This is a genomic window from Janthinobacterium sp. GW822-FHT07A03 (assembly GCF_058798815.1).
Genome location: NZ_JBXAKW010000001.1, coordinates 951,507 through 972,763, shown reverse-complemented (window position 1 = coordinate 972,763; position 21,257 = coordinate 951,507). Strand labels below are relative to the sequence as shown.

The following is a 21,257-nucleotide window of genomic DNA, read 5'->3' as shown; positions in this document are numbered from 1 at the left end:
CCGGATGATTGCATTGGTTTTCAATATATATCTCCTTCCAGGTCCAGCGCTGGCGCGGCGACAGGCTTGGCGGCAGCGGCGGCTGGTTTTTTCTCAAAACGCTGCGCCAGGGTGCGCAGCAGTACGTAGAACACGGGCGTCAGGAACAGGCCGAAGAAGGTCACGCCCAGCATGCCGGCGAATACCGCCACGCCCATCGCATGGCGCATTTCCGAACCGGCGCCGTGCGAGAACACCAGGGGCACCACGCCCATGATGAAGGCGATCGACGTCATCAGGATCGGACGCAGACGCAGACGGCACGCTTCCAGCGCCGCTTGCACGACGGTGCGGCCATGCTCTTCCAGTTCGCGGGCAAATTCCACGATCAGGATGGCATTCTTCGAGGCCAGCCCCACCAGCACGAACAGCGCGATCTGGGTAAACACATTGTTGTCGCCACCGGTCAATTTGACGCCCAACAAGGCGCAGAGGATCGACATCGGCACGATCAGGATCACGGCCAGCGGCAGGGTCCAGCTTTCATACTGGGCAGCGAGTACCAGGAACACCAGCAGCACGCACAGCGGGAACACGTAGATCATCGTATTGCCGGACAAGATGTCCTGGTAGGTCAGCTCCGTCCACTCATACGAAATCCCCTGCGGCAGCACTTCCTTGGCGATGCGTTCCAGCGCGACTTGCGCCTGGCCGCTCGATACGCCAGGTGCGGCGCCGCCGTTGAAATCGGCTGCTGCATACGCGTTGTAGCGCTGCACGCGGTCAGGACCGTAACTATCCTTGACGCGCATCAACGACGACAGCGGGATCATTTCGCCTTTGTCATTGCGTACCTTCAGCTGCGCGATATCCTGGGCATGTGAACGGAAGGCCGCATCGGCTTGCACGCGCACCTGGTAGGTGCGGCCAAACTGGTTGAAGTCATTCACGTACAGCGAACCGAGGTTGATCTGCAAGGTCTGGTAGATCGTTTGCAGCTGCACGCCCATCTGCTTGGCTTTTACACGGTCGACGTCGGCGAACAGCTGCGGTACGTTGATCTGGTAGCCCGAGAACACGCCCGCCAGTTCCGGCGTCTGGTAGGCCTTGGCGGCCAGTGCCTGGGTGGCGTTGTACAGCGCGTCGTAACCGAGGTTGCCGCGGTCTTCGATCATCATCTTGAAGCCGCCGATGGTGCCCAGGCCATTCACAGGCGGCGGCGGGAAGACCATGATGAAGGCATCCTGGATGCCGCCCAGGCGCTTGTTGATCTCGGCCGCGATGGCACCGCCGGACAATTCCTTGGTGGTGCGTTCGTCGAACGGCTTCAGGGTGGCGAAGACGATGCCAGCGTTCGGCGCATTGGTAAAGTCGTTGATCGACAAGCCGGGGAAGGCGATGGTCGATTCGACGCCGGGCACCGACTTGATGACGTCGGACATGCGGCGCACGACATCTTCCGTGCGGTCCAGCGAAGCGGCGTCGGGCAATTGCGCAAAGCCCACCAGGTATTGCTTGTCCTGCGCCGGCACGAAGCCGGCCGGCACGGACTTGAAGGTGAAGATGGCGGCAACGACCAGCAGCGCATACACGCCCAGCGAGGCGCTCTTGCGGCCCAACACGCCCTTCACGCCCGCTTCATAGCGGTGCGAGGCGCGGCCGAAGAAGCGGTTGAACCAGGCGAAGAAGCGGCCGAAGACCATGTCCATGCCGCGCGTCAGCGCGTCTTTCGGCGCATCGTGCGGTTTCAGGAGAGCGGCCGACAGGGCCGGCGCCAGGGTCAGCGAGCTGAAAGCGGAGATCACGGTCGAAATGGCGATCGTCAGCGCGAACTGGCGGTAGAACTCGCCCGACAGGCCGGGCACGAAGGCGATCGGCACGAACACGGCGCACAGCACCAGGGCGATGGCGACGATGGGACCGCTGACCTCTTTCATGGCCTGGATGGTGGCGTCGCGCGGCGAGAGGCCTTCCTCGATGTTGCGCTCGACGTTTTCCACCACGACGATGGCGTCATCGACGACGATACCGATGGCCAGCACGAGGCCGAACAGCGACAGGGTGTTGATCGAGAAGCCAAAGCCCAGCATCACGGCAAAGGTACCGACAATCGACACGGGAACGGCCAGCAGCGGGATGATCGATGCGCGCCAGGTTTGCAGGAAGATGATCACCACCAGCACCACCAGGGCAATGGCTTCGAGCAGGGTATGGATCACGGCTTCGATGGACGAGCGCACGAATTGCGTCGGGTCGTACTCGATGCGGTATTCCACGCCTTGCGGGAAGTCTTTTTTCAGTTCGTCCATCTTGGCGCGCACGTCGGAAGACAATTGCAGCGCGTTGGCATTCGGCGCCTCGAAAATACCCATGCCGACGGCAGGATTATTGTTCAGCAGCGAACGCAGCGAGTAGCTGTTGGCGCCCATTTCCACGCGCGCCACGTCCTTCAGGTGCGTCACGGCGCCGTCGGCATTGGTGCGCACGATGATGGCGCCGAATTCCTCGGGCGTCTGCAGGCGGCCCTGGGTGTTGACGGTCAGCTGGAAGTCCGAGTTCTTCGCTGGCGAGGCGCCGATCACGCCGGCAGCCACCTGCACGTTCTGCTCGCGGATCGCGTCGACGACGTCATTGGCCGTCATGCCGCGCGCCGCTACCTTTTGCGGGTCGAGCCAGATGCGCATGGCGTAGTCGCCGGCGCCGAAGATCTGGATGTCGCCCATGCCGGGCAAACGGGCCAATTGGTCCTTGACGTTCAGCACCGCGTAGTTACGCAGGTACATGTCGTCATAGCGCTTGTTGGGCGACACCAGATGCACGACCATGGTCAGGTTGGGCGACGACTTGACGGTCGTCACGCCGATCTGGCGCACTTCCTCGGGCAGGCGCGGCAAGGCGCGCTGCACGCGGTTCTGCACCTGCGTCTCGGCCTGCTCGACGTTGGTGCCGATCTTGAAGGTCACGGTCAGCATCATCGCGCCATCGGACGTGTTTTGCGAGGACATGTAGAGCATGTTCTCGACGCCGTTGATCTGCTCTTCGAGCGGCGCGGCCACGGTTTCGGCGATCACTTTCGGGTTGGCGCCCGGGTATTGCGCGCGCACCACCACGGATGGCGGCACGACGTCGGGATATTCGGAGATGGGCAGGCCGAATATCGACAGCAGCCCGGCCACGAATATGACAATCGACAGCACCGCCGCGAAAATCGGCTTGTCGATGAAAAAGCGGGAAAAATTCATGTTTATTCCTTGGAAGTCGATGCTGCTTTCGCGGCGATCTTGGCGTCTTTTGCTTCAGGTTTCGCGGGGGCGACGGGCGCGGTCGGGTCGAAATCCATCGCCACCATCTGCGGCGTCACGGGCGCGCCGGGGCGCACGCGCTGCAAGCCGTTGACGACGATTTTTTCGCCCGCCTTCAAGCCTTCGCGCACCACGCGCAAGCCGTCCGAGGTCGGACCCAGCTTGACGGCGCGGTATTCGGCCTTGTTGTCGGCACCCACCACGTACACGTATTTGCGGCTTTGATCCGTGCCGACGGCGCGGTCGGAGATCAACAGGGCCGTGCTTTGCGCGTGCGGGCCATTGCCGCCATCGAGCTGGATGCGTGCGAACAGGCCCGGCACCAGCTGGCGCTCGGCGTTGGCGAAGGTGGCGCGCATGCGCACGCTGCCCGTGGCCGGGTCGAGCTGGTTGTCGACGAATTCCAGCTTGCCTTCGTGCGGGAAGCCCGTTTCATTGGCCAGGCCTACCTTGACGGTGACGGGCGTGCCCTTTTGCGCCGTGCCGGCCACGCGCAGATACGTATCTTCATCGCCGTCGAAGCTGGCGTAGATGCGGTCCGTCGACACCACGGAGGTGAGGATGGCGGAAGCGTCGATCAGGTTGCCGACGGTGATTTCCGCCTTGCTGACGCGGCCGCTGATCGGCGCCTGCACCTGCGTGTACGACAGGTTCAGCCTGGCCGCTTCATACGCGGCTTGCGCCGAGCGGACATTCGCGTCCAGCTCTTTCAGGCCCGAGGCTTTTTCATCGAATTCGCGCTGGGCGATGGCTTTTTCGGCCAGCAGCTTTTCAGCGCGCGACAGTTCCAGCTTGGCCAGTTCCGCCTTGGCGCGAGCCGATGCGGCCGTGCCTTCGGCGCGCGACACTTCGGCCTGGAACGGGCGCGGATCGATGACGAACAGCACATCGCCCTTTTTGACTTCGCTGCCCGGCTTGAAGTTGACGGCAGTGATGAAGCCGCCGACCCGCGAGCGGATTTCCACGCGCTCGATCGCTTCCAGGCGGCCCGAGAATTCCTGCGTTTCCGTGATCTGTTTTTCAACGACGGCGGCGGCCGAGATGGGCGGGCCGCCGGCCGCTGGCGCGTCGGGCACCTTGCTGTTGGCCGAATCGCAGCCGGCCAGGCTCACGGCCACCAGTCCCGCCAGCGCGAGCGAGGCAGCCAGGGGCTTGAGCAGAGTGGAAAATTGTTGAACGTTTTTCATTTTATTTCCCTGTTTTATGAAAATTTCTAATGGTATGGGCGGCAGGAAGCAACCCAGCTGAAAAAGTGAATGGTGGTGCCATGGCGCCCGACGGCGCTCGATCAAAGGTAAACAGGCCGCCAGCTGTTTAAAAGCGGACGGGGACGACGAAGCTGGCTGTGCGAGCGCACAACGCAGACAGGAAGGGAACTACACTGCGTAGTGTAGCAACCGAAACTCAAAAAGTAAACTGATTAGTGTAAGTTTTTTTGCAGTGCCGCAAATGGCGGCTTTATGACTCGGGCTCCTGCCCCAGTCCGGCGACGAAACTGCTAATTTCGCTCAATACCTGCACCTTGCAGGCGCATTCATTACGGGCGGTAGCGTCTTGCAGCGGCGCGGCGGCCATGCGCCGCACGGTGGTCTTGATGCCGCAGGCGATCAATTTGCTGCCGTATTGTTCAGCCTCGTCGCGCAATGGGTCGTCTTCGCTGGACAAGATCAAGGCTGGCGGCAGGTTCTTCAGGCGGCTCGACTGCAATGGCGACGCGTACGGATGGGTACGGTCAGCAGCATTCGGCAGGTAGCCGCGATAGGCGGCGGCGCACTGGTCGGCCACTTCGGCCAGGTCCGGACAGGTCGGCAAGTGGCGCATCGAACACGTCGACAGGCCGGGGTCGAGCATGGGCATGATCAGCACCTGGCCCGCGAGGGGCGGTCCGCCCCGGTCGCGCGACATCATGGCGCACACGGCAGCCAGGTTGGCGCCCGCTTCGATGCCCGACACCACCATCTGCTTGCCCGTCCAGCCCAGCTTGGACTTGTTCTTTTTCGCCCACAGCAGCACGGCATGCGCGTCTTCGACGGCGGCGGGAAATGGCCGCACCTTCGCCAGCGTGTAGTTCGCGGCCAGCACCACGTGGTCGGGGTTGCTCAGCACGAGGCAGCGCAGGAAGTCGTCCGCGTCGTCCAGGTCGCCGTCGACGAAGCCGCCGCCATGGAAGAAGACCATCAGGTTCGGCTGCTTGGCGCCCGGCACGCCAGCCGTGTAGACGCGCGCGCCGAGCGCATCCTGCGCGCCCTGCACCTGGATGTCGCGTATCTTCAGCGCCAGGCCAGGTGCCAGTTCGGCCGCGGTGTCGGCAACGCTCATTGCGCCACCACCGGCTGCACCGCAACATCGAGTACCGCGTCGTTCAGGCACAACAGGGCGACGCCGCCCACTTCATGGGTCAGGGCGCTATAACCGCTGGCTTCGCTTTGCGCCGCCAGCGAGTAGGCATCCGTCGATACCATCGCGGCCAGCGCAAGCGAGCTCACAGCGAGAGCAAGCACTGCAAAGATTCCATTCCGATATGCCATGATGTTTCTCCTGTTGTCCTTCCTGCGGCATCACATTTATGCTGCAGTACAACAACTATAGACTTGATCTACAATCTGATAAAGAGTGCAATGCCGAATTGATTGTTCAGGATTCTGAATAATCACGCGGAAAGTGATAGGAAATCAAGTGAACAAGCTGCAAGCCATGGAAGTCTTCATCCAAGTCGTCGATGCGGGCGGCTTCACGCGCGCGGCGGAAAACATGCAGCTGCCGAAAGCCACCGTCTCGACCCTGATCCAGTCGCTGGAAAGCAGCCTGTCGGTCAAGTTGCTCAACCGCACCACGCGCCACGTCAGCATCACCTCCGACGGCGCCGCGTATTACGAACGCTGCGTGCGCATCCTGTCGGACGTGCGCGAAGCCGAGGAATCGCTGTCGCGCACGCGCCTGAGCCCCAGCGGACGGCTGCGCGTGGATGCGCCCACGGCCCTTGCCAGCGAACTGATCATCCCCGCCCTGCCCGATTTCTTCGCCCGCTACCCCGATATCTCGCTGGAACTCGGCTGCAGCGACCGCCCCGTCGACCTGATCGAGGAAGGCGTCGACTGCGCCGTGCGCGGCGGCGAACTGGGCGACCTGAACCTGATCGCGCGCCGCGTGGGCGTGCTGCATTTCATCACCTGCGCCGCGCCCGGCTACCTGGCGCGCCATGGCACGCCGCAGCACCCGAGCGACCTGGCGCAGCACCGGGGCGTGAATTTCTTCTCCGCCAAGACCGGCAAGACGTTTGACTGGGATTTCACGCGCGCCGGCGAACGCATCCAGATGTCCATGCCCAGCCATATCGCCCTGAACGACTCGAACGCCTACGCAGCCGCCGGCCTGGCGGGCCTGGGCATCGTGCAAATGACGCATTTCATGCTTGCGCCCCTGCTGGAACAGGGCAAAATGGTGGAATTGCTGGGCGATTGGGAATCCGACCCGCTGCCCATCCACGTGATCTATCCGCCCAACCGCCACCTGTCCGCCAAGGTGCGCGTGTTCGTCGAATGGGTCGCCGACATGTTTACCAACCACCCGGCCACGCAGCTGAAGGGCAAGAGCACCCTGCCCGCGCGTGCCACCCTGACCGAGGCCCAGCCATGACCGCAGCAAGCACACCGCCGCCCCCGCACCGCATCGTCTTTCTCGACCGCGACAGCCTGATCGCCACCGTGCGCCCGCCCGCCTTCACCCACAGCTGGGAAGAGTTTGCGCACACCAAGGGCAGCGAACAGACGGTAGCCCGCCTGCAAGGCGCCAGCATCGGCATCACCAATAAAGTGCCGCTGCGCGCGGCCGAGCTGGCGCAGCTGCCCGACCTGAAAATGATCGCCGTGGCCGCCACGGGCACGGACATCCTCGACCTGGCCGCCTGCCGCGAACGGGGCATTATCGTCGCGAATATCCGCGACTATGCGCGCGCCACCGTGCCCGAGCATACCCTGGCGCTGATGCTGGCCCTGCGCCGCCAGCTCGTCGCCTACCGCGCGGACGTGGAAGCGGGCCTGTGGCAGGCGTCGGACCGTTTCTGCCTGTTCGGCCACCCGATCCGCGACCTGACCGGCAGCCGCCTGGGTCTGCTCGGCTACGGTGCGCTGGGCAAGTCCGTGGCCCGGCTGGGACGCGCCTTCGGCATGCAGGTGATCGTGCACAACCGTTCCCCGATCCAGGAAGACGGCGTGCAGGAAGTGGGTTTTGACGAATTGCTGGCCACGTCCGACGTGCTGAGCCTGCACCTGCCCCTGACGGACAAGACGCGCAACATCATCGGAGAGCAAGAACTGGCGCGCATGCAGCCCACGTCCCTGCTGATCAACACGGCGCGGGGCGGCCTCGTCGACGAGGCGGCCCTGGCGCAGGCATTGACGCAGGGCGTGATCGCCGGCGCCGGCTTCGACGTGCTGTCGAAGGAACCGCCGCCGCCCGACAATCCGCTGTTGAACTTACGCCTGCCCAACTTCATCCTCACGCCCCATACGGCCTGGGCCAGCGGCGAAGCCATGCAAAAGCTGGCTGACATATTGATCGGCAATATCGAAGCGTTCGAACGCGGCGCACCCGTGAACGTGGTGGCATGAGCGTCTTGCAGGAGCTCGATGAACTGCTGGGGCTGGACGGCGAGGAGTACGACCGCCTCGACCTGTTTCAGGAGGCGGATGAGCTGATCGGGCAACTGCAAGCGGCCGACGTGCCCGCGCTGCTGGCCCTGTGGCAGGCGCGCAACCTGTGCTGGCAGCAGCGTTTCACGCAAGCGAGCAGCAACATCGACGGCGCCGTGCTGCGCGCCCTGCTGGCCGGTTTGCTGCAGATCAAGGAGACGTGCCACGGCGTGTTCGAACTGATGAGCCGCCTGCCGCCCATGGCCGACCATTCCCCGCTCAGCGACGCGCTGCTCGATTATGCCGAACAAGCCTGGCATGCGCAGGGGCCGGCAAGCCACCGGCAAATCCAGATCAGTTGCTGGAGCTGCGGGCTGTCGGGCCGGCTGCTGAAGCGGCTGGGGCTATCTGCTTGGAAGGAAGCGGGGCTGTAGCCGCTACGGCGCGGCGGGACGCTCAAAGCTGAAACCCGGCGCATACGCATGATAGCCATCGAAATCGCCCTTGCCGATGGCCGCGCCAGCGCTGCGCGCAATTGCATACGCCATGCTGAAGTGAAAGTAGAAATTCGGCAGGATGTACAGATTCAAGTACTCGCCGGCCGGCAGCGCGATGTCGGCAAAGCCGGCGCGGTCGCGGCAGATGCGCTCAAGCGGTCCGTCAAAGCGCTCCACGGGAATCGCCTTGAGGTAGCGCATGGTCTGCGCGATCTGTTCCTGCAGGCTGGCGGCAGCGCTGAAATCGGCCACGTCCAGCCCCGCCAGCGGGCAGCAGCCGCGCAGGGAAAAGCTCACGGCCGCGCGCACCTGCTGGGCGAACGGCAGCATGTCCGGGTGCAGCCGCGCCGCCAGCAACTGCGGCTGGGCATCGAGCTTGTCCAGCATGGCCGACAACTGGCCCAGCGAGCGGCAAAAGATGGCGACGGGGTGGCTGTTCATCATTTCCTTGTGCAAGATTCAAAATGACAAGAGTGTGCCACAGGCACCCGCGTCCCCGCAGCGTTATCGCCGGTGCTGGCTGAAAAATTCCCACATCACCTCATTTGCATCGATGGCGCGCGTGGTCTTGCCGATGGGCAGGCCAACATTGAAGGCATCGGCGCCCGGCCACGTGTGGCCGCCATCCTTGACGGTGAGCAAGGCCACGCCGGCGCCGCCCGTACCACTGCCCTGCTCCACATGCGTCACTTGCGTATCGTCACCTGGCGCGGTGGGTAGCAGGCGCGCCGCGGGTACGGCGCCGTCGATGCCGTTGTGCCTGCGCCAGTAGGCAAACGTATCTTCCGCCGACAGGTAGCTGGCAGCCTTGCCCTCATACAGCACCACCTTGTCGGCCGTGCCCTGTATCAGCAGCATGCCCACCTTGTCCTTCTGCTGGTGATGCTGCAGCACGGGTTCCGGCATGGGCGCGCCCACCGAGGCGACGGCGGCGAACTGCTGGGGCAGCTCGGCCGCCAGGCGCAGGGCAAAGAAGCCACCGCGCGACAGGCCCGTCGCATACACGCGCTTGTCATCGATGCGGTAATCCTGCTTGAGCTTGCTCAATATCGCCTGCGTAAAACCGACATCATCGGTGCCGGCCAGGTAATCCATGCCGAAGCCCACGTTCCAGTCCTGCTTGATACCTTGCGGATACACGACGATGAACTGGTGCCGCTCGGCCGTCTTGTTCATCTGCGTGTACAGCATCTGTTCCGCCATGCTCATGCCGCCGCCATGGAAATTGAAGACGACGGGAAACGCCTGCCGCGGCGCCTGGTCGTAGGCGGCGGGCGTGTAGACGATGTAGCGGCGTTTTTCCTCTTTGTGGACGAGGCTAGTCACTTGCGCCAGAACAGGGATGCTGGTGCACGCCAGCACCAGCAGGCTGATAAGACATTTCATGCGGTTTTCTCCGTTAATCAAGAGCTTGCAGCTTATGCAGGCGCCGGTGAAATCGCGGTGAAATCTTCCTGTTTTTTATTGTGTCCGGTGGGGAATGATGTCGACGCGGTAGTGCGCCTCGCCCGGATGGAAACGGATATCCCAGCGCATGGCCTGCGCCACGCGCCCAAGCAAACTTTGTCCGTGCGCAAAGCCGTGGATGCGCCGCGACTGCCCCGCCGGCAGCGTATTGCCGATGCTCAGGCGGCCTTGCGCAAACGCAATGTTGATGCGGCAAGCGGCGCCGCCATGGAACAGGGCATTCGCCAGGCAGTTATTGATGAGCAACATCGTCAGCTGCGGGTTGCCGACGACCTCCAGGCGCTCGGGCAAGTCCAGCGCCAGCAGGCTGGCGTCCCACGGATGTTCGTCGAGCAGGCGCAGCAGGCATTGCTCGATGCAACCACGCAACTCCACCACGTCGCCCGGCAGCTGCTCGGCCCGCGCCAGCGCGAATAGCACCTCGATGGTGGCGCGCATCTCATTGACACCCTGGCGCAGCTGCGTCTGTCCCTCTGCCGCCAGGGGCTGTGCGCCGGCCAGCGCCAGGCTGTTGTGCATCAAAGTGAGCGGCGTGCGCAGTTCGTGGCTGACGTCGCGCGCGAATGCCTGTTCGCGCTGCAACACCGTTTGCAGTTCGGTAAACGTGGTTTCCAGGCGGCGCGCCAGGAAACCGATCTCGTCGGGGCGGTCGCGCTCGCTGAAATGGACGGCGCCGCCGGGCGCCAGCTGGCGCGCTTCCCGGGCCAGGCGCTGCAAGGGCAGCACGAGGCGCCGCGCCAGCCAGTACGCCAGCAGCAAGGCCAGGGCGATCAGTGTCAGGGCCACGCCAGCGACGACACCGCCCACCTCCCGCGCCAGGCGCTGCACCACCAGCACGGGTGCCACGTCGGCCAGCAGATAGCTGCGCTGCGGCTTGCCCGCGGCAACGAGGTCCAGCGCCAGCACGTGATAATGCTGACCCGTCGTCGTGAACACTTCGCCGCGCGGGGCGGACGGCGGCACTTGCGCGCGCACGGCTTGAGGCAAATCAAGGTAACTGCCATGAACCGTGATGAGGTCGCGGCCAGACGGCGTAAGCTCACCGTGCTGGCGCAAACGTTGGCTGACCACCGCCGCTTCGCGTTCGAGCAGGCGCTGCACCAGCATGTCTTCCGTCACGTAGGCGATCACCAGCGCCAGGCCCGTGTAGCACAGGCACAGCACGACGGTGAAGCCGGCCAGGGCCGCGAACAGCCGGCGGCGGATCGACCTAGCCATCGCCGGCCGCCGCATCGAAGACCAGGCGGTAGCCCAGTTGCGGGATGGTGACCAGCACGCCTGTCGCACCAAGCAACTCCAGCTGCTTGCGCAGCGCATAGATATGCGATTTGAGGGCGTCGCTGTCGGGCGGCTGGCTGCCCCACAGGGCTTGCAGCAAGGCCGAGCGCGATACGGCATGCGGATGCTCGCGGCACAGCAGCAGCAATATCTTGAAACCCGTCTGCGTCAGCGGCAGGGGTGCGTCACGGTACAGGGCGCGTCCTGCGCGCGTCTGCAAGGTGAATGGCCCCACGCGCATTTCCTGGTGCACGTGCAGCTGCTGCCGGCGCGCCAGCGCTTCGCAGCGCAAGGCCACTTCGCGCAAGTCGAAGGGCTTGGTCAGATAGTCGTCCGCGCCGTCGCGAAAACCGCGTGCCTTGTCTTCATAAGAGTCGCGTGCCGTCAGCATCAGGATCGGCACATTGCTGGGCGCGCCCGCCTTGATGGCGCGGCACACTTGCAAGCCATCGATGTCGGGCAGGTTCAGGTCCAGCAGCACCACGTCATAGGCGTTGCGCGTGGCCAGCGCGACACCGAGCGCGCCCGTGCCCGCATGGTCGGTCTGCCAGCCCAGGCCGTCGAGGAAGTCAAGCACCTGGCGCGCGATGCCCAGGTGGTCTTCCAGCAGCAGGATGCTCAAGGGTGCTTTGCTCATGGCACGCCGGCAAGGCGCGCATACAGCCAGAAGTTGCCCGATCTTCCACGGATTTGCCGGTAGCTGCGCAAATAGCCTTCCCGCTCGAAAGCGCAACGTTCGAGCACGCGCAGCGAACGTGCATTGCTTTCCAGCACGGTCGCCTGGATGCGCAGCAAGCCCAGGCGCTGGAAGGCCCAGTCCACGACAGCGTCCACGATGGACGTGGCCACGCCCTGCCCCCACACGGCGGGAGAAAGGTCGTAGGCGATTTCGGCCGTGCGGTGCTGCGGAGAAATCGCATTCAAGCCGATGGTGCCCACCAGCTGGCCGCCCTCGCGCAGCACCACGGCCAGACGCATGGGCGACGCCGGCTGGGCCGACGCGTAGTCATCGAAATTGGCCTGCAGGTCGTCGATGCTGCGCAAGTCCCAGCTCGTGTGTTCGATGACGGCAGGGTCGGCCAGGCAGGCATACCAGGCTGGCGCGTCGCTGCGTTCCAGGTGGCGCAAGGTCACGAGGGGATGGGTGGAACGGGGCAAGTCGGCCGGCTTCATCGTTGGCTCCTGGAATAGTCAATCGACGGGGCAATCGGCGGCCAGCCAGGCGGCGAAATCATCGGCGACCCGCTCGAAATCGTCGCGCTGCATCGAGCCATGCCCCACCAGATACACGGCGCGCTCGGCGCCATCAAGCGCCAGCATGACGGCGCGCCCGCCGCTGTCGTCGCCGATGGTGAGGTAGCCGGGGCAGGATTGCTGCGTGTCATATGTTTCGTTGCGCTCCATCAAACTTTCTGCGCCGTACAGCAATACCTGCTCGCCCCGCATGCCCTCTTGCCAGTGCTGCAGAAAGCCCTTGTAGTACGCCGGCAAGGCGTGGCCCAGCCAGCGTTCAAGCACGTCGATCACTTGCCCGCTCACGCGGCGCCCTTGCGCCGCGCTTCCCACTCGCGCCGCAGCAAGCCGTACAGTGCCGAATCGCTGACGTGGCCGCCCACGATCCAGCGCTCCGGCAAAAAGCCTTCCCTGTTGAAACCCTGGCGCTCGAGGGCGCTGGCCGAACCGGTGTTGAGCGGGTCGATATCGGCTTCCAGGCGGTTCAGGTCGCGCTCGACGAAGGCGTACTCGATCAGCGCCGACAGCGCTTCGTGCATATAGCCACGGCCCCAGTGCGGACGCGCCAGCGCGTAGCCGATCTCGGCGCGGCGGTTCTGGCGGTGCACGGAAAACAGCGTGCAGCTGCCCAGGTATTCGCCCGTCTCCTGCAGTTCGATGGCGAAGCGGAAGAACTCTTCGTTCTCGAAGGCGGCGCTGTCCTCGGCAATCTGGCGCGCGGCGCGGCCGGCATCGTCCCAGGGCGGTTCGCTGAAATAGCGCATCACTTCAGGGTCGGCATGCATGGCGAACAGGGCCGCCTCATCGGATGGCTGCGGCTTGCGCAGGATCAGGCGTTCGGTGGTAAGGATTTTCGTGTAGGCCATGCAACTCCAATCGAAGGTTCAAACGGACGATGCTTATTATTCCATGCAACTATAGTGATGTGGCAACTTTGCAAGCTTGCTTTTTAATGTAGTATGGCAATGTTTTATCATATCATTGATGCAACTTCATAATCCGCTTATGCACGCAGTAAAGAATATCCCCGACACCGACGCCCTCGCGGCGCAGCCCGAGATCTTGAGCCGGCACAAGCGGCCGGTGACCGCCTGGGCCAGCATCGCCTTTTTCTGCATGTGCGCCATCTTGCTCGGCATGACGGTGTGGATCGTCTGGTCTTCGCGCGACGTGCGCTTGCGCGAAGCGCGGGCGACGACGGAAAACATGGCGCGCACCCTGGCCACGCAAGCGTACATGGAACTGGAAATCGCCGATGTGATGCTGGAAGATATTGCCGAACACGTCAGGAACGAAGGCAATAACGACCATACCGGCGAACGGCTGCAGTCGCATCTGCAGCAATTGTCGAAGAATATCGTGGAAATTGCCGGCGTCTTCATCTTCGACGCACAGGGAGAGCGGCTGGCCGCCTCCTCCGGCGCCGGGCACGATGGCAACAATGCCGAACGTAATTACTTTATCTACCACCAGACGCACGCGCAGCTGGGCAGCCATATCAGTGCGCCCGTGCGCAGCAAATCCAGCGGGCAATGGGTATTGCCCGTTTCGCGCCGGGTCGAAGCAAAGGATGGCACGTTTGCCGGCGTGGTGCTCGTCACCCTGGGGCTGAACTCCTTCGAACGCATCTACGCCACGCTCAACCTGGGCAATACGGGCACGGCCTTCTTTGCCCTCGATGACGGCACCCTGATCTACCGGCGGCCATTCCAGCCCGAGGTGATCGGCATGGATATTTCCTCGGGCGCCATCTTGCAGGCCTACCGCGACCAAGGGCCCGTCGGCACGGCGATGATGACGGCGAAAGTGGACGAAATCGAACGGCTGTACAGCTATCGCCATCTGCAGCGCTTTCCCGTCATCGTGGCGGCAGGCTTGTCGAAGGACGACATTTTTGCCGAATGGCAATGGTTGAGCACGCAAATCGTACTGGCCTCGCTGGCGGCGGGGGCGCTGCTGCTGTACCTGTTCCGCAAGCTGATGCGGCAAATTGCCATACGCGACCGTATCGAGGCCAGCCTGCGCCTGGCCAGCACGCAGTTGCAGCGCGCCAATGCGGACCTGGCGGCGCGGGCGTCGCAAGACGGCTTGACGGGGCTGGCCAACCGCCGCTGTTTCGATGAAACGCTGGCGCATGAACTCAATCGCGCCCAGCGCAGCGGGCATCCGGTGTCGCTGATCATGCTGGACGTGGATTTCTTTAAAAAATTTAACGACCAGTACGGCCATGTGGCCGGCGATGCCTGCCTGCAGGCGGTCGCCAGCGCCGTGGCGCGCAGCGTGGGCCGGGCCGAAGACCTGCCGGCGCGCTATGGCGGCGAAGAGTTCGCCGTGATCATGCCCGCCACCGATGCCGCGGGCGCGCTGGAAGTGGCCGAAGCCATCCGCTCGGCCGTCGAGGCGCTGCAAGTCCCCCACGCGGCCAGCGCGAACGGTGTCGTGACCGTCAGCCTGGGCGCGGCCACGCTCCAGCCCGGCCAGGAGCGGCGCGCGGACAGCAGCGAACTGATACGCCAGGCCGATGCCTTGCTGTACCAGTCGAAAAACAGCGGCCGCAACCGCGTCACCATCCATGCGCCAGCAACATGACACAGACATTTTCCATGAAAAAAATTCACATCACCATGCCGCTTGCCCTGGGTGCACTGGCCGTCTGGCTGGGCTTGAGCATGGGCGGCCGCTGGCTGGAATCCGCCGGCTACGCCTTGCCGGGCGCAGCCGTCACCGGCCGTATCGGCCTGTCGTGGGCGCTGGCCGCCCTGTTCGCGCTGGCGCTGCTGCTGGCATCCAGCCAGCGCCGCGAAGCGGGCCTGTGCGCGCCGCATCCGTGGAAAAGCACGTGGCTGGTCTGGCCGCCCCTGCTGTATGCGCTGCTGATGCTGTTGCTGGCCTGGGCCGGCGGCTGGCCGCAACCGCGCGTGCTGCTGATCGTCGCTTGCAATGCGGCGCTGGTGGCCATCTCGGAAGAGCTGATGTTCCGCGCCATCTTGCTGCAAGGCATGCTGGACCGCTACGCCGTCTGGCCCGCCGTGCTGATGTCTTCGGCGCTGTTCGGCCTGGCCCATACGGCCAACGGCCTGGCCACGGGCGACGTCAGCGGCGCCCTGTGGCAAGCCGTGGCCGCCACCTTGCAGGGCGTCGGCTATGCGGCCATCCGCCTGCGCACCCGCTCCATCTGGCCCATGGTGCTCGTGCATGGACTGTGGGATTACGCGCTGGTAACGGCCACCTTGCCGCACCCGGCCGAGGATGGCGCGTCCATCCTGCCATATATCGCCCTGCTGGCCGTGCTGCCCCTGTGCCTGTACGGCGTCTACCTGCTGCGCCCCAGCCAGCGGGCGGTCATCTCTCAACTGCAACGATAAGGACTGTGCATGGCGTTTTTTTCACGTGATTACGAGGTATTCCTGCTGCTGGCCGCGCCCGATGCCGCACCGCTATGGGACGCGGCGCAATGGACGCCGTTCGCCGCCAGCCTCGACGGCCTCGTGGCGCAAGCGCGGACGAGGGGCCAGGCCGGCGTGCGCAGCCATCAATACAATCCCAAGGGCAAGTCGATTCCCTTTGGCCGCCTGGGCTGGGACGCCAAATCGCACGCCAAGTGGACGCACACGCCGGCCACGACGGAAGCGCGCTTCATGAGCCTGGAAGCGTGGGCGCCCACCTGGACCGTCTGCGAAAAGGACAACCGGGCGCCCGATGTGTTCCTCGCCCTGGCCAATGAATCGCTGCTGGGACTGGCAGGCAAGCGCTTGCAGTTCAGCCAGCGCCTGGTGTGCGCCATCGCCACGGACATGGGCCCGGAAGCGGCCGCCACCCTGCGGCAAGCGCTGGCGCAACTGGCCGCGCAGCAAGGTGCCGTCGTCTTCGCCCATACGCACCGCCAGTGGGGCCGCGCCTCGTCGTACGGCGGTTTCACGGGTGCCGTCCAGGACATGCTGATCGGCGGCCTGTTCCAGGCAGACGACCCGCATGCGCGACCGCTCGATGACGCCGCGTTCCAAGATGTGTGGAGCAAACTCGACATCCACCACGCATGAACGGACTCCCATGCCACGCCTGAGCTTTGCCATCCTGCTGTGCTGGAGCCTCCATGCGGGCGCCTTCGAACTGAGCGGCACCATCCGCAGCAACGGCCCGCCGCTGCCGCAAGCCATCAGCATCGTGGCCGAGCGCATGCACGGCGAGCCGCAGATACATGGCACGGTCGAAAATGGCCGCTACCGCATCGATGTACCGGAAGGCGGCACACTGGCACTGCTTCTGCAATCGCCCGGCTGGGAAGCGGAACCCAAGCTCATCTTCAGCGCGGCCACGGCGGGCGCACTGGACTTCCTGCTGTATCCGGCCGCGGTGCCCGAAGCGGCGCTGGCAGCCGAATTGCGGACCATGGAACAGGAAGACCAGGCCCTGCGCGCGGGATTTCCGCCAACGGGGCCGGACCTGGCCACACGCCAGCGCATGCTGGCTACGGACAAGGCACGCGAGCAACGCTTGCGGCAAATCATCGCCAGCAAGGGCTGGCCCACGCAAACGATGGTCGGCTACAAGGCGGCGGCCAGCGCCTGGCTGATCGCCCAGCATGGATCCAATACCTTCCTCAAAAGCAGCCTACCGCTGATGCGCGCAGCAGCGGCACGGGGAGAGATCACGCCCTCGAAGCTGGCACTGGCGATCGACCGCGACTTGAGCAATGACAAGCTGCCGCAGCTGTACGGCAGCCAGTTCCAGACTGGCAGCGACGGCAAGAGCGTTGCCTTTCCCATCGCGGATCCACTGCATCTGGAACAGCGCCGCGCCAGCATGGGGCTGGAGCCGTATGCGCAGTACCGGCGATTCTTCGAGTAAAGACCAAGTATTGACAACGCCATCCATCGCATGGCATCGTTGCGCCATGCCATCGCCATTCCCGCCCCTGCCATCGATTATTGCCGCCATTTCAAGCATGGTGGCTGGACAGGAATGACATTGACCAAGCCGCCTGCAAGGCGGCTTTGATCGGCAACAAACAATCAAGACGTCTCGCAGGCTTTGTTTTCACTTTCAGCGAGCGACCATGCACACCACTTCCAGCACCCCGGTTATCCCCACCCTGCACCTCGTGTGCGGCAAGATTGCCTCGGGCAAATCCACCTTGACCAGCCAGCTTGCGCAAGCGCCGCATACCGTGCGCATCAGCGAAGACACCCTGCTGGCGCAGCTGTATCCGGGCCAGATCGCCAGCCTGGCCGACTATGTCGCGTGCGCGGCGCGGCTGCGCGCGGCCATCGCGCCGCTCTGCCTGCAGATGCTGAAGGCGGGCGTGTCCGTCGTGCTCGATTTCCCCGCGAATACACCCGCCAGCCGGGCCTGGATGCGCGAGCTGTTCCAGCAGGCGGGCGTGCCGCACGTGCTGCATTACCTCGACGTGACGGATGAGGAATGCAAGGCGCGCTTGCGCCAGCGCAATGACAGCGGCTTGCACCCGTTCTCCACCAGCGACGCGCAATTTGATGAAATCACGCGCCACTTCGTGCCGCCCGACGCATCGGAAGGCTTTGATATTGTGCGGATTGCCGCTTAAAACGTCCCCGGCAGCAGTATCTTTTTATCCACCTGCTGCAGATCGCGCAAGCCGCAAAAGGCCATCGTCAGGTCCAGTTCGTTGCGGATGATGTCCAGGCATTTGGTCACGCCCGGGCCGCCCATGGCGCCCAGGCCGTACAAGAATGGACGGCCGATGTAGACGCCCTTGGCGCCCAGCGCCACGGCCTTGATCACGTCCTGGCCCGAGCGGATGCCGCCATCCATGTGCACTTCGATCTGGCTGCCGACGGCGTCGACGATGGCGGGCAAGGCTTCGATCGACGATTGCGCGCCGTCGAGCTGGCGCCCGCCGTGGTTCGAGACGATCAGCGCGTCGGCGCCGCTGCTTACTGCCAGGCGCGCGTCTTCCGGGTCCATGATGCCCTTGATAATGAGTTTGCCGCCCCAGCGCTGCTTGATCCATTCCACGTCCGCCCACGACAGGCTCAGGTCGAACTGCTGCTGCGTCCAGGCCGACAGCGACGACATGTCCGACACGGACGTGGCGTGGCCGACGATGTTGCCGAAACCGCGGCGTTTCGTGCCCAGCATGCCCGCTACCCAGCGCGGCTTGGTGGCCATGTTGAGGATGTTCGGTATGGTGAGTTTCGGCGGCGCCGACAGGCCGTTGCGCAAGTCCTTGTGGCGCTGGCCCAGCACCTGCAAGTCCAGCGTCAATACGAGCGCGCCGCATTTGGCCGCCTTGGCGCGGTCGATCAGGCGATTGATGAATTCGCGGTCTTTCATCACGTACAGCTGGAACCAGAACGGTTTGCTCGTGTTCGCCGCCACGTCCTCGATCGAGCAGATGCTCATGGTCGACAGGGTGAACGGCACGCCAAACTTCTCGGCGGCCTGCGCCGCGAGGATTTCGCCATCCGCATGCTGCATGCCCGTCAAGCCCGTGGGCGACAGGGCCACCGGCATCGATACGGCCTGCCCCACCATGGTCGAGGCCAGGCTGCGGTTTTCCAGGTTGACGGCCACGCGCTGGCGGAACTTGATCTTGGCGAAATCGCTGTTGTTGGCGCGGTACGTCGATTCCGTCCAGGAGCCGGAATCGGCGTAGTCGTAAAACATGCGCGGCACCCGTTTCTGGGCCAGCACGCGCAAGTCTTCGATGCAGGTGATGATACTCATGCGTTTCCTCGGTCGATGGCTAGTCGGACCATGATCGTGCATTTGGCCGCGCTTGTCTATCCGCCGGGCAAGACCAGCGCCTAAGGCGTGGCTTGCCAGTCGCGCGCGCCGAGTATCTGCTCGCCCAGCGCAGTCAGGCGCGCCTGCGGGTAGCGCAGCTTTTCCTTGTCCTCGGGGTCGCCGGGAAACGCGTAGCCCTGCGGCGCGCTGCGCTCGCGCCAGCTTTGCACCCGCCAGTCGCGCAGGGATTGATTATCTTCCTGGGCGGGCGTAAAGGAAATGTATTGCGCCAGGCGCACCTGGTCCGTCGACGTGTTCGGGCGGATGCCGTGCGCCAGCAGGCTGTTGAAGATCAGCAATTCCCCCTTCTTCATGGCGATAAATTCCATCGGGTACGGCACCGTCGCCAGGTCCGGCTGCCATGGATTGCGGTCTTGCGGCACCGTCTTGCGCCAGCTCAATAAGTTATTGAACAATTCCGGATAGCACTGGAAACCGCCGCTCTCGGGCGAGGTGTCGGACAGGGCCAGCACGCCCTGCACGTTGACGGGCAGCGGGTCGAGCGTGGTATCCGCATCCCAGTGGATGAAGCCGCCAAACTTGCGCTTGCCGTTGTTCGGCGTGTTCAGGTTGGCGCGGTCGATCGTCACCCACAGATCCTGGCGGTCCCAGATATCGACGAAGGCGTCGTAGACGCGCTGGGTCTGGCGGTTATCCCACAGCGTCTGGTTGTGATAGGCCTCGACCATGCCGGAGCCGTTGAGCTCTTTCATCGCATGGTCGCGCAGCTGGTCCCGGTTCCAGGTGGAGGGATCATTCTGGTCGAGTCCCTGGAATTCCCACAGGAAATCTGTCGTGCGCCGCACTTGCTCGGGCGACACCGCATCCTTGACGATGACGTAGCCATAGGTTTGCCAGTGCAGGAAATCGCTGTCGGACAGCACGCGCAGGGGCAGCTGTTTGCGGATATCGCGCAACTGGGTCTGTTCCGTGTAGGCCACGGACGGGTTGCCGGGACGGTCTTCGCCGTATTGGTATGGGTTCTGCATCGCTGTCTCCTGTGTGGGTGTGAGACAGATTGTGCGATGACGCGGCCAGTTGAAATGCGCGCCAAGCGGCCAATACTGATACTATCCTGACTATACACTCCACCAAAACGTCACAATGACGCCTTTATTCGAACAAGTCACGATCCCGGCGGGCCACTCCTGGGGCTTGCTGTGGCGCGAACTCGATGCCATTCCCTTCATCTGGCACTACCATCCGCAGTTCGAACTGACCCTGACGGTGAATGCACGGGGGCAGCGCTACATCGGCGACCACCTGGGCGATTTCGAACCGGGCGACCTGGTGCTGCTGGGGCCGAATTTGCCGCACACGTGGTCGGCCAGCGAGCGCATCGACAGCGCACAGCCGATGCTGGCCGTCGTCGTGTGGTTTTCGCTCGAGTGGCTGGAACAGCTGGCGGCCTGTTTTCCGGAATTGCACAGCTTGCGGCAACTGGCGGCCCGCGCCGGGCCTGCCCTGCATTTTTCGCCGCGGACGAGCGCGCGCTGCGCCGGTCAGCTGCTGCGGCTGAACGCCCTGCCCGTGCCGCAGCGCCTGCCGCTGCTGCTCGACGTGCTGCTGGAACTGGCGGGCGATACGGGCGCGCAGCCGCTGGCCTCGACGGCGCAGGCGCCGCTGCCCGATAGCCAGCACAAGCGCATGGCCGGCGTGTTCGATTTCATGCACGCACATTTCCGGGAAGAAATCGCGCTGGAAACCCTGGCACAGCGGGCGGCCCTGTCGCTGGGCGCCTTTCACCGCTGTTTCAAGCGCCACGCGCATTGCACGCCGGGCGAATACCTGGCGCGGCTGCGCATCGGCCGCGCCTGCCAACAGCTGATCGAGAGCAATCTCGCCATCGCCGTCATCGCGCAAGAGGCGGGCTACCGCAACCTCGCGCATTTCAACCGCCAGTTCCGCGCCGCCAAGCACGTCACGCCGCGCGCATTTCGCCTGCAATACCGGCGCGGCGCCAACAGCGCGGCGTAAATCCGTTCGGAAACGAAAAAGGGGATCAGATTTTACAATCTGATCCCCGATATTCTGGTGCGGCTGGCAGGAATTGAACCCACGACCCCTTGGTTCGTAGCCAAGTACTCTATCCAGCTGAGCTACAG

At 64.1% G+C, this 21,257-nt stretch carries 22 protein-coding genes; 9 read left to right on the top strand and 13 right to left on the bottom strand.

Annotated elements, in window-relative coordinates; translation table 11 throughout:
- Positions 1–20 precede the first annotated feature (20 nt).
- From AC1RJW_RS04430 to AC1RJW_RS04415, 4 genes are all read right to left on the bottom strand, one after another.
- Entirely contained in the window at positions 21–3,221 is a 3,201-nt protein-coding gene (locus AC1RJW_RS04430; protein WP_070219500.1) for an efflux RND transporter permease subunit, read from the bottom strand.
- A gap of 2 nt (positions 3,222–3,223) precedes the next feature.
- Positions 3,224–4,468 (bottom strand): efflux RND transporter periplasmic adaptor subunit, encoded by a 1,245-nt coding sequence (locus AC1RJW_RS04425; RefSeq protein WP_070289289.1) that lies wholly within the window; start codon positions 4,466–4,468, stop codon positions 3,224–3,226.
- Between the two features lie 271 nt (positions 4,469–4,739).
- Positions 4,740–5,600, bottom strand: coding sequence for an alpha/beta hydrolase (locus AC1RJW_RS04420; RefSeq protein WP_176376031.1), 861 nt, complete (start codon positions 5,598–5,600; stop codon positions 4,740–4,742).
- Complete coding sequence (locus AC1RJW_RS04415) at positions 5,597–5,782, bottom strand: hypothetical protein (protein ID WP_176376032.1); 186 nt, start codon at positions 5,780–5,782, stop codon at positions 5,597–5,599. Before AC1RJW_RS04415 ends, AC1RJW_RS04420 begins: the two co-directional genes overlap by 4 nt.
- 175 nt (positions 5,783–5,957) lie before the next feature.
- Here AC1RJW_RS04415 and AC1RJW_RS04410 point away from each other — a divergent pair, with 175 nt between their 5' ends.
- The 3 genes from AC1RJW_RS04410 to AC1RJW_RS04400 are packed head-to-tail and all read left to right on the top strand — an operon-like array spanning position 5,958 to position 8,346.
- Positions 5,958–6,917 carry a LysR family transcriptional regulator gene (locus AC1RJW_RS04410; protein ID WP_493043752.1) on the top strand — a complete coding sequence of 320 codons (960 nt, stop codon included), beginning with the start codon at positions 5,958–5,960 and terminating at the stop codon, positions 6,915–6,917.
- Positions 6,914–7,891: a D-2-hydroxyacid dehydrogenase gene (locus AC1RJW_RS04405; RefSeq protein ID WP_493043750.1), complete on the top strand. Its 978-nt coding sequence runs from the start codon at positions 6,914–6,916 to the stop codon at positions 7,889–7,891. Before AC1RJW_RS04410 ends, AC1RJW_RS04405 begins: the two co-directional genes overlap by 4 nt.
- Positions 7,888–8,346, top strand: a complete 459-nt coding sequence (locus AC1RJW_RS04400; protein ID WP_493043748.1) for a hypothetical protein — start codon at positions 7,888–7,890, stop codon at positions 8,344–8,346. Before AC1RJW_RS04405 ends, AC1RJW_RS04400 begins: the two co-directional genes overlap by 4 nt.
- Before the next feature lie 3 nt (positions 8,347–8,349).
- Here AC1RJW_RS04400 and AC1RJW_RS04395 read toward each other — a convergent pair whose 3' ends face one another.
- The 7 genes from AC1RJW_RS04395 to AC1RJW_RS04365 form a co-directional block, all read right to left on the bottom strand.
- On the bottom strand, positions 8,350–8,853 hold the full coding sequence (locus AC1RJW_RS04395) for a DUF1993 family protein (protein ID WP_493043746.1): 504 nt from the start codon (positions 8,851–8,853) through the stop codon (positions 8,350–8,352).
- A gap of 60 nt (positions 8,854–8,913) precedes the next feature.
- The gene (locus AC1RJW_RS04390) at positions 8,914–9,795 is read right to left on the bottom strand and encodes a CE1 family esterase (RefSeq protein WP_493043744.1); all 882 of its coding nucleotides are present in this window, start codon (positions 9,793–9,795) and stop codon (positions 8,914–8,916) included.
- Between the two features lie 75 nt (positions 9,796–9,870).
- Entirely contained in the window at positions 9,871–11,094 is a 1,224-nt protein-coding gene (locus AC1RJW_RS04385; RefSeq protein ID WP_493043742.1) for a sensor histidine kinase, read from the bottom strand.
- Positions 11,087–11,791 (bottom strand): response regulator transcription factor, encoded by a 705-nt coding sequence (locus tag AC1RJW_RS04380; RefSeq protein WP_493043740.1) that lies wholly within the window; start codon positions 11,789–11,791, stop codon positions 11,087–11,089. The genes AC1RJW_RS04385 and AC1RJW_RS04380 overlap by 8 nt, the downstream gene beginning before the upstream one ends.
- On the bottom strand, positions 11,788–12,327 hold the full coding sequence (locus AC1RJW_RS04375) for a GNAT family N-acetyltransferase (RefSeq protein WP_493043738.1): 540 nt from the start codon (positions 12,325–12,327) through the stop codon (positions 11,788–11,790). Before AC1RJW_RS04375 ends, AC1RJW_RS04380 begins: the two co-directional genes overlap by 4 nt.
- A gap of 18 nt (positions 12,328–12,345) precedes the next feature.
- The gene (locus AC1RJW_RS04370) at positions 12,346–12,693 is read right to left on the bottom strand and encodes an SMI1/KNR4 family protein (protein ID WP_176376040.1); all 348 of its coding nucleotides are present in this window, start codon (positions 12,691–12,693) and stop codon (positions 12,346–12,348) included.
- On the bottom strand, positions 12,690–13,253 hold the full coding sequence (locus AC1RJW_RS04365) for a GNAT family N-acetyltransferase (protein WP_493043735.1): 564 nt from the start codon (positions 13,251–13,253) through the stop codon (positions 12,690–12,692). Before AC1RJW_RS04365 ends, AC1RJW_RS04370 begins: the two co-directional genes overlap by 4 nt.
- Before the next feature lie 139 nt (positions 13,254–13,392).
- Here AC1RJW_RS04365 and AC1RJW_RS04360 point away from each other — a divergent pair, with 139 nt between their 5' ends.
- The 5 genes from AC1RJW_RS04360 to AC1RJW_RS04340 all read left to right on the top strand — a co-directional run bounded on the left by AC1RJW_RS04360 (position 13,393) and on the right by AC1RJW_RS04340 (position 17,950).
- A complete protein-coding gene (locus AC1RJW_RS04360) occupies positions 13,393–14,976 on the top strand; it encodes a diguanylate cyclase (protein WP_493043733.1) in 1,584 nt (527 codons plus the stop codon).
- A gap of 14 nt (positions 14,977–14,990) precedes the next feature.
- Positions 14,991–15,752, top strand: coding sequence for a CPBP family intramembrane glutamic endopeptidase (locus AC1RJW_RS04355; protein ID WP_493043731.1), 762 nt, complete (start codon positions 14,991–14,993; stop codon positions 15,750–15,752).
- Between the two features lie 9 nt (positions 15,753–15,761).
- Positions 15,762–16,427 (top strand): hypothetical protein, encoded by a 666-nt coding sequence (locus AC1RJW_RS04350; RefSeq protein ID WP_493043729.1) that lies wholly within the window; start codon positions 15,762–15,764, stop codon positions 16,425–16,427.
- A 10-nt stretch (positions 16,428–16,437) separates the two neighbouring features.
- A complete protein-coding gene (locus AC1RJW_RS04345) occupies positions 16,438–17,235 on the top strand; it encodes a DUF6624 domain-containing protein (RefSeq protein WP_493043727.1) in 798 nt (265 codons plus the stop codon).
- A gap of 208 nt (positions 17,236–17,443) precedes the next feature.
- On the top strand, positions 17,444–17,950 hold the full coding sequence (locus AC1RJW_RS04340; RefSeq protein WP_493043725.1) for a P-loop nucleotide/nucleoside kinase family protein: 507 nt from the start codon (positions 17,444–17,446) through the stop codon (positions 17,948–17,950).
- Here AC1RJW_RS04340 and AC1RJW_RS04335 read toward each other — a convergent pair.
- Both AC1RJW_RS04335 and AC1RJW_RS04330 read right to left on the bottom strand, forming a co-directional pair.
- A complete protein-coding gene (locus tag AC1RJW_RS04335) occupies positions 17,947–19,092 on the bottom strand; it encodes an alpha-hydroxy acid oxidase (RefSeq protein ID WP_493043723.1) in 1,146 nt (381 codons plus the stop codon). The two genes, AC1RJW_RS04340 and AC1RJW_RS04335, sit on opposite strands and share 4 nt — an antisense overlap.
- A gap of 80 nt (positions 19,093–19,172) precedes the next feature.
- Positions 19,173–20,141 (bottom strand): phytanoyl-CoA dioxygenase family protein, encoded by a 969-nt coding sequence (locus AC1RJW_RS04330; protein WP_493043721.1) that lies wholly within the window; start codon positions 20,139–20,141, stop codon positions 19,173–19,175.
- 115 nt (positions 20,142–20,256) lie between these two features.
- Between AC1RJW_RS04330 and AC1RJW_RS04325 the strand changes: the two genes are divergently transcribed.
- The gene (locus AC1RJW_RS04325; protein WP_493043719.1) at positions 20,257–21,129 is read left to right on the top strand and encodes a helix-turn-helix domain-containing protein; all 873 of its coding nucleotides are present in this window, start codon (positions 20,257–20,259) and stop codon (positions 21,127–21,129) included.
- Positions 21,130–21,257: the final 128 nt, after the last annotated feature.

Excerpts from the sequence above, each read along its gene's own strand:
- AC1RJW_RS04430 (WP_070219500.1), bottom strand. The coding sequence starts at position 3,221 with ATGAATTTTTCCCGCTTTTTCATCGACAAGCCGATTTTCGCGGCGGTG.
- AC1RJW_RS04425 (WP_070289289.1), bottom strand. The coding sequence starts at position 4,468 with ATGAAAAACGTTCAACAATTTTCCACTCTGCTCAAGCCCCTGGCTGCC.
- AC1RJW_RS04420 (WP_176376031.1), bottom strand. The coding sequence starts at position 5,600 with ATGAGCGTTGCCGACACCGCGGCCGAACTGGCACCTGGCCTGGCGCTG.
- AC1RJW_RS04405 (WP_493043750.1), top strand. The coding sequence starts at position 6,914 with ATGACCGCAGCAAGCACACCGCCGCCCCCGCACCGCATCGTCTTTCTC.
- AC1RJW_RS04400 (WP_493043748.1), top strand. The coding sequence starts at position 7,888 with ATGAGCGTCTTGCAGGAGCTCGATGAACTGCTGGGGCTGGACGGCGAG.
- AC1RJW_RS04395 (WP_493043746.1), bottom strand. The coding sequence starts at position 8,853 with ATGATGAACAGCCACCCCGTCGCCATCTTTTGCCGCTCGCTGGGCCAG.
- AC1RJW_RS04390 (WP_493043744.1), bottom strand. The coding sequence starts at position 9,795 with ATGAAATGTCTTATCAGCCTGCTGGTGCTGGCGTGCACCAGCATCCCT.
- AC1RJW_RS04385 (WP_493043742.1), bottom strand. The coding sequence starts at position 11,094 with ATGGCTAGGTCGATCCGCCGCCGGCTGTTCGCGGCCCTGGCCGGCTTC.
- AC1RJW_RS04380 (WP_493043740.1), bottom strand. The coding sequence starts at position 11,791 with ATGAGCAAAGCACCCTTGAGCATCCTGCTGCTGGAAGACCACCTGGGC.
- AC1RJW_RS04375 (WP_493043738.1), bottom strand. The coding sequence starts at position 12,327 with ATGAAGCCGGCCGACTTGCCCCGTTCCACCCATCCCCTCGTGACCTTG.
- AC1RJW_RS04365 (WP_493043735.1), bottom strand. The coding sequence starts at position 13,253 with ATGGCCTACACGAAAATCCTTACCACCGAACGCCTGATCCTGCGCAAG.
- AC1RJW_RS04360 (WP_493043733.1), top strand. The coding sequence starts at position 13,393 with ATGCACGCAGTAAAGAATATCCCCGACACCGACGCCCTCGCGGCGCAG.
- AC1RJW_RS04355 (WP_493043731.1), top strand. The coding sequence starts at position 14,991 with ATGAAAAAAATTCACATCACCATGCCGCTTGCCCTGGGTGCACTGGCC.
- AC1RJW_RS04350 (WP_493043729.1), top strand. The coding sequence starts at position 15,762 with ATGGCGTTTTTTTCACGTGATTACGAGGTATTCCTGCTGCTGGCCGCG.
- AC1RJW_RS04345 (WP_493043727.1), top strand. The coding sequence starts at position 16,438 with ATGCCACGCCTGAGCTTTGCCATCCTGCTGTGCTGGAGCCTCCATGCG.
- AC1RJW_RS04340 (WP_493043725.1), top strand. The coding sequence starts at position 17,444 with ATGCACACCACTTCCAGCACCCCGGTTATCCCCACCCTGCACCTCGTG.
- AC1RJW_RS04335 (WP_493043723.1), bottom strand. The coding sequence starts at position 19,092 with ATGAGTATCATCACCTGCATCGAAGACTTGCGCGTGCTGGCCCAGAAA.
- AC1RJW_RS04330 (WP_493043721.1), bottom strand. The coding sequence starts at position 20,141 with ATGCAGAACCCATACCAATACGGCGAAGACCGTCCCGGCAACCCGTCC.
- AC1RJW_RS04325 (WP_493043719.1), top strand. The coding sequence starts at position 20,257 with ATGACGCCTTTATTCGAACAAGTCACGATCCCGGCGGGCCACTCCTGG.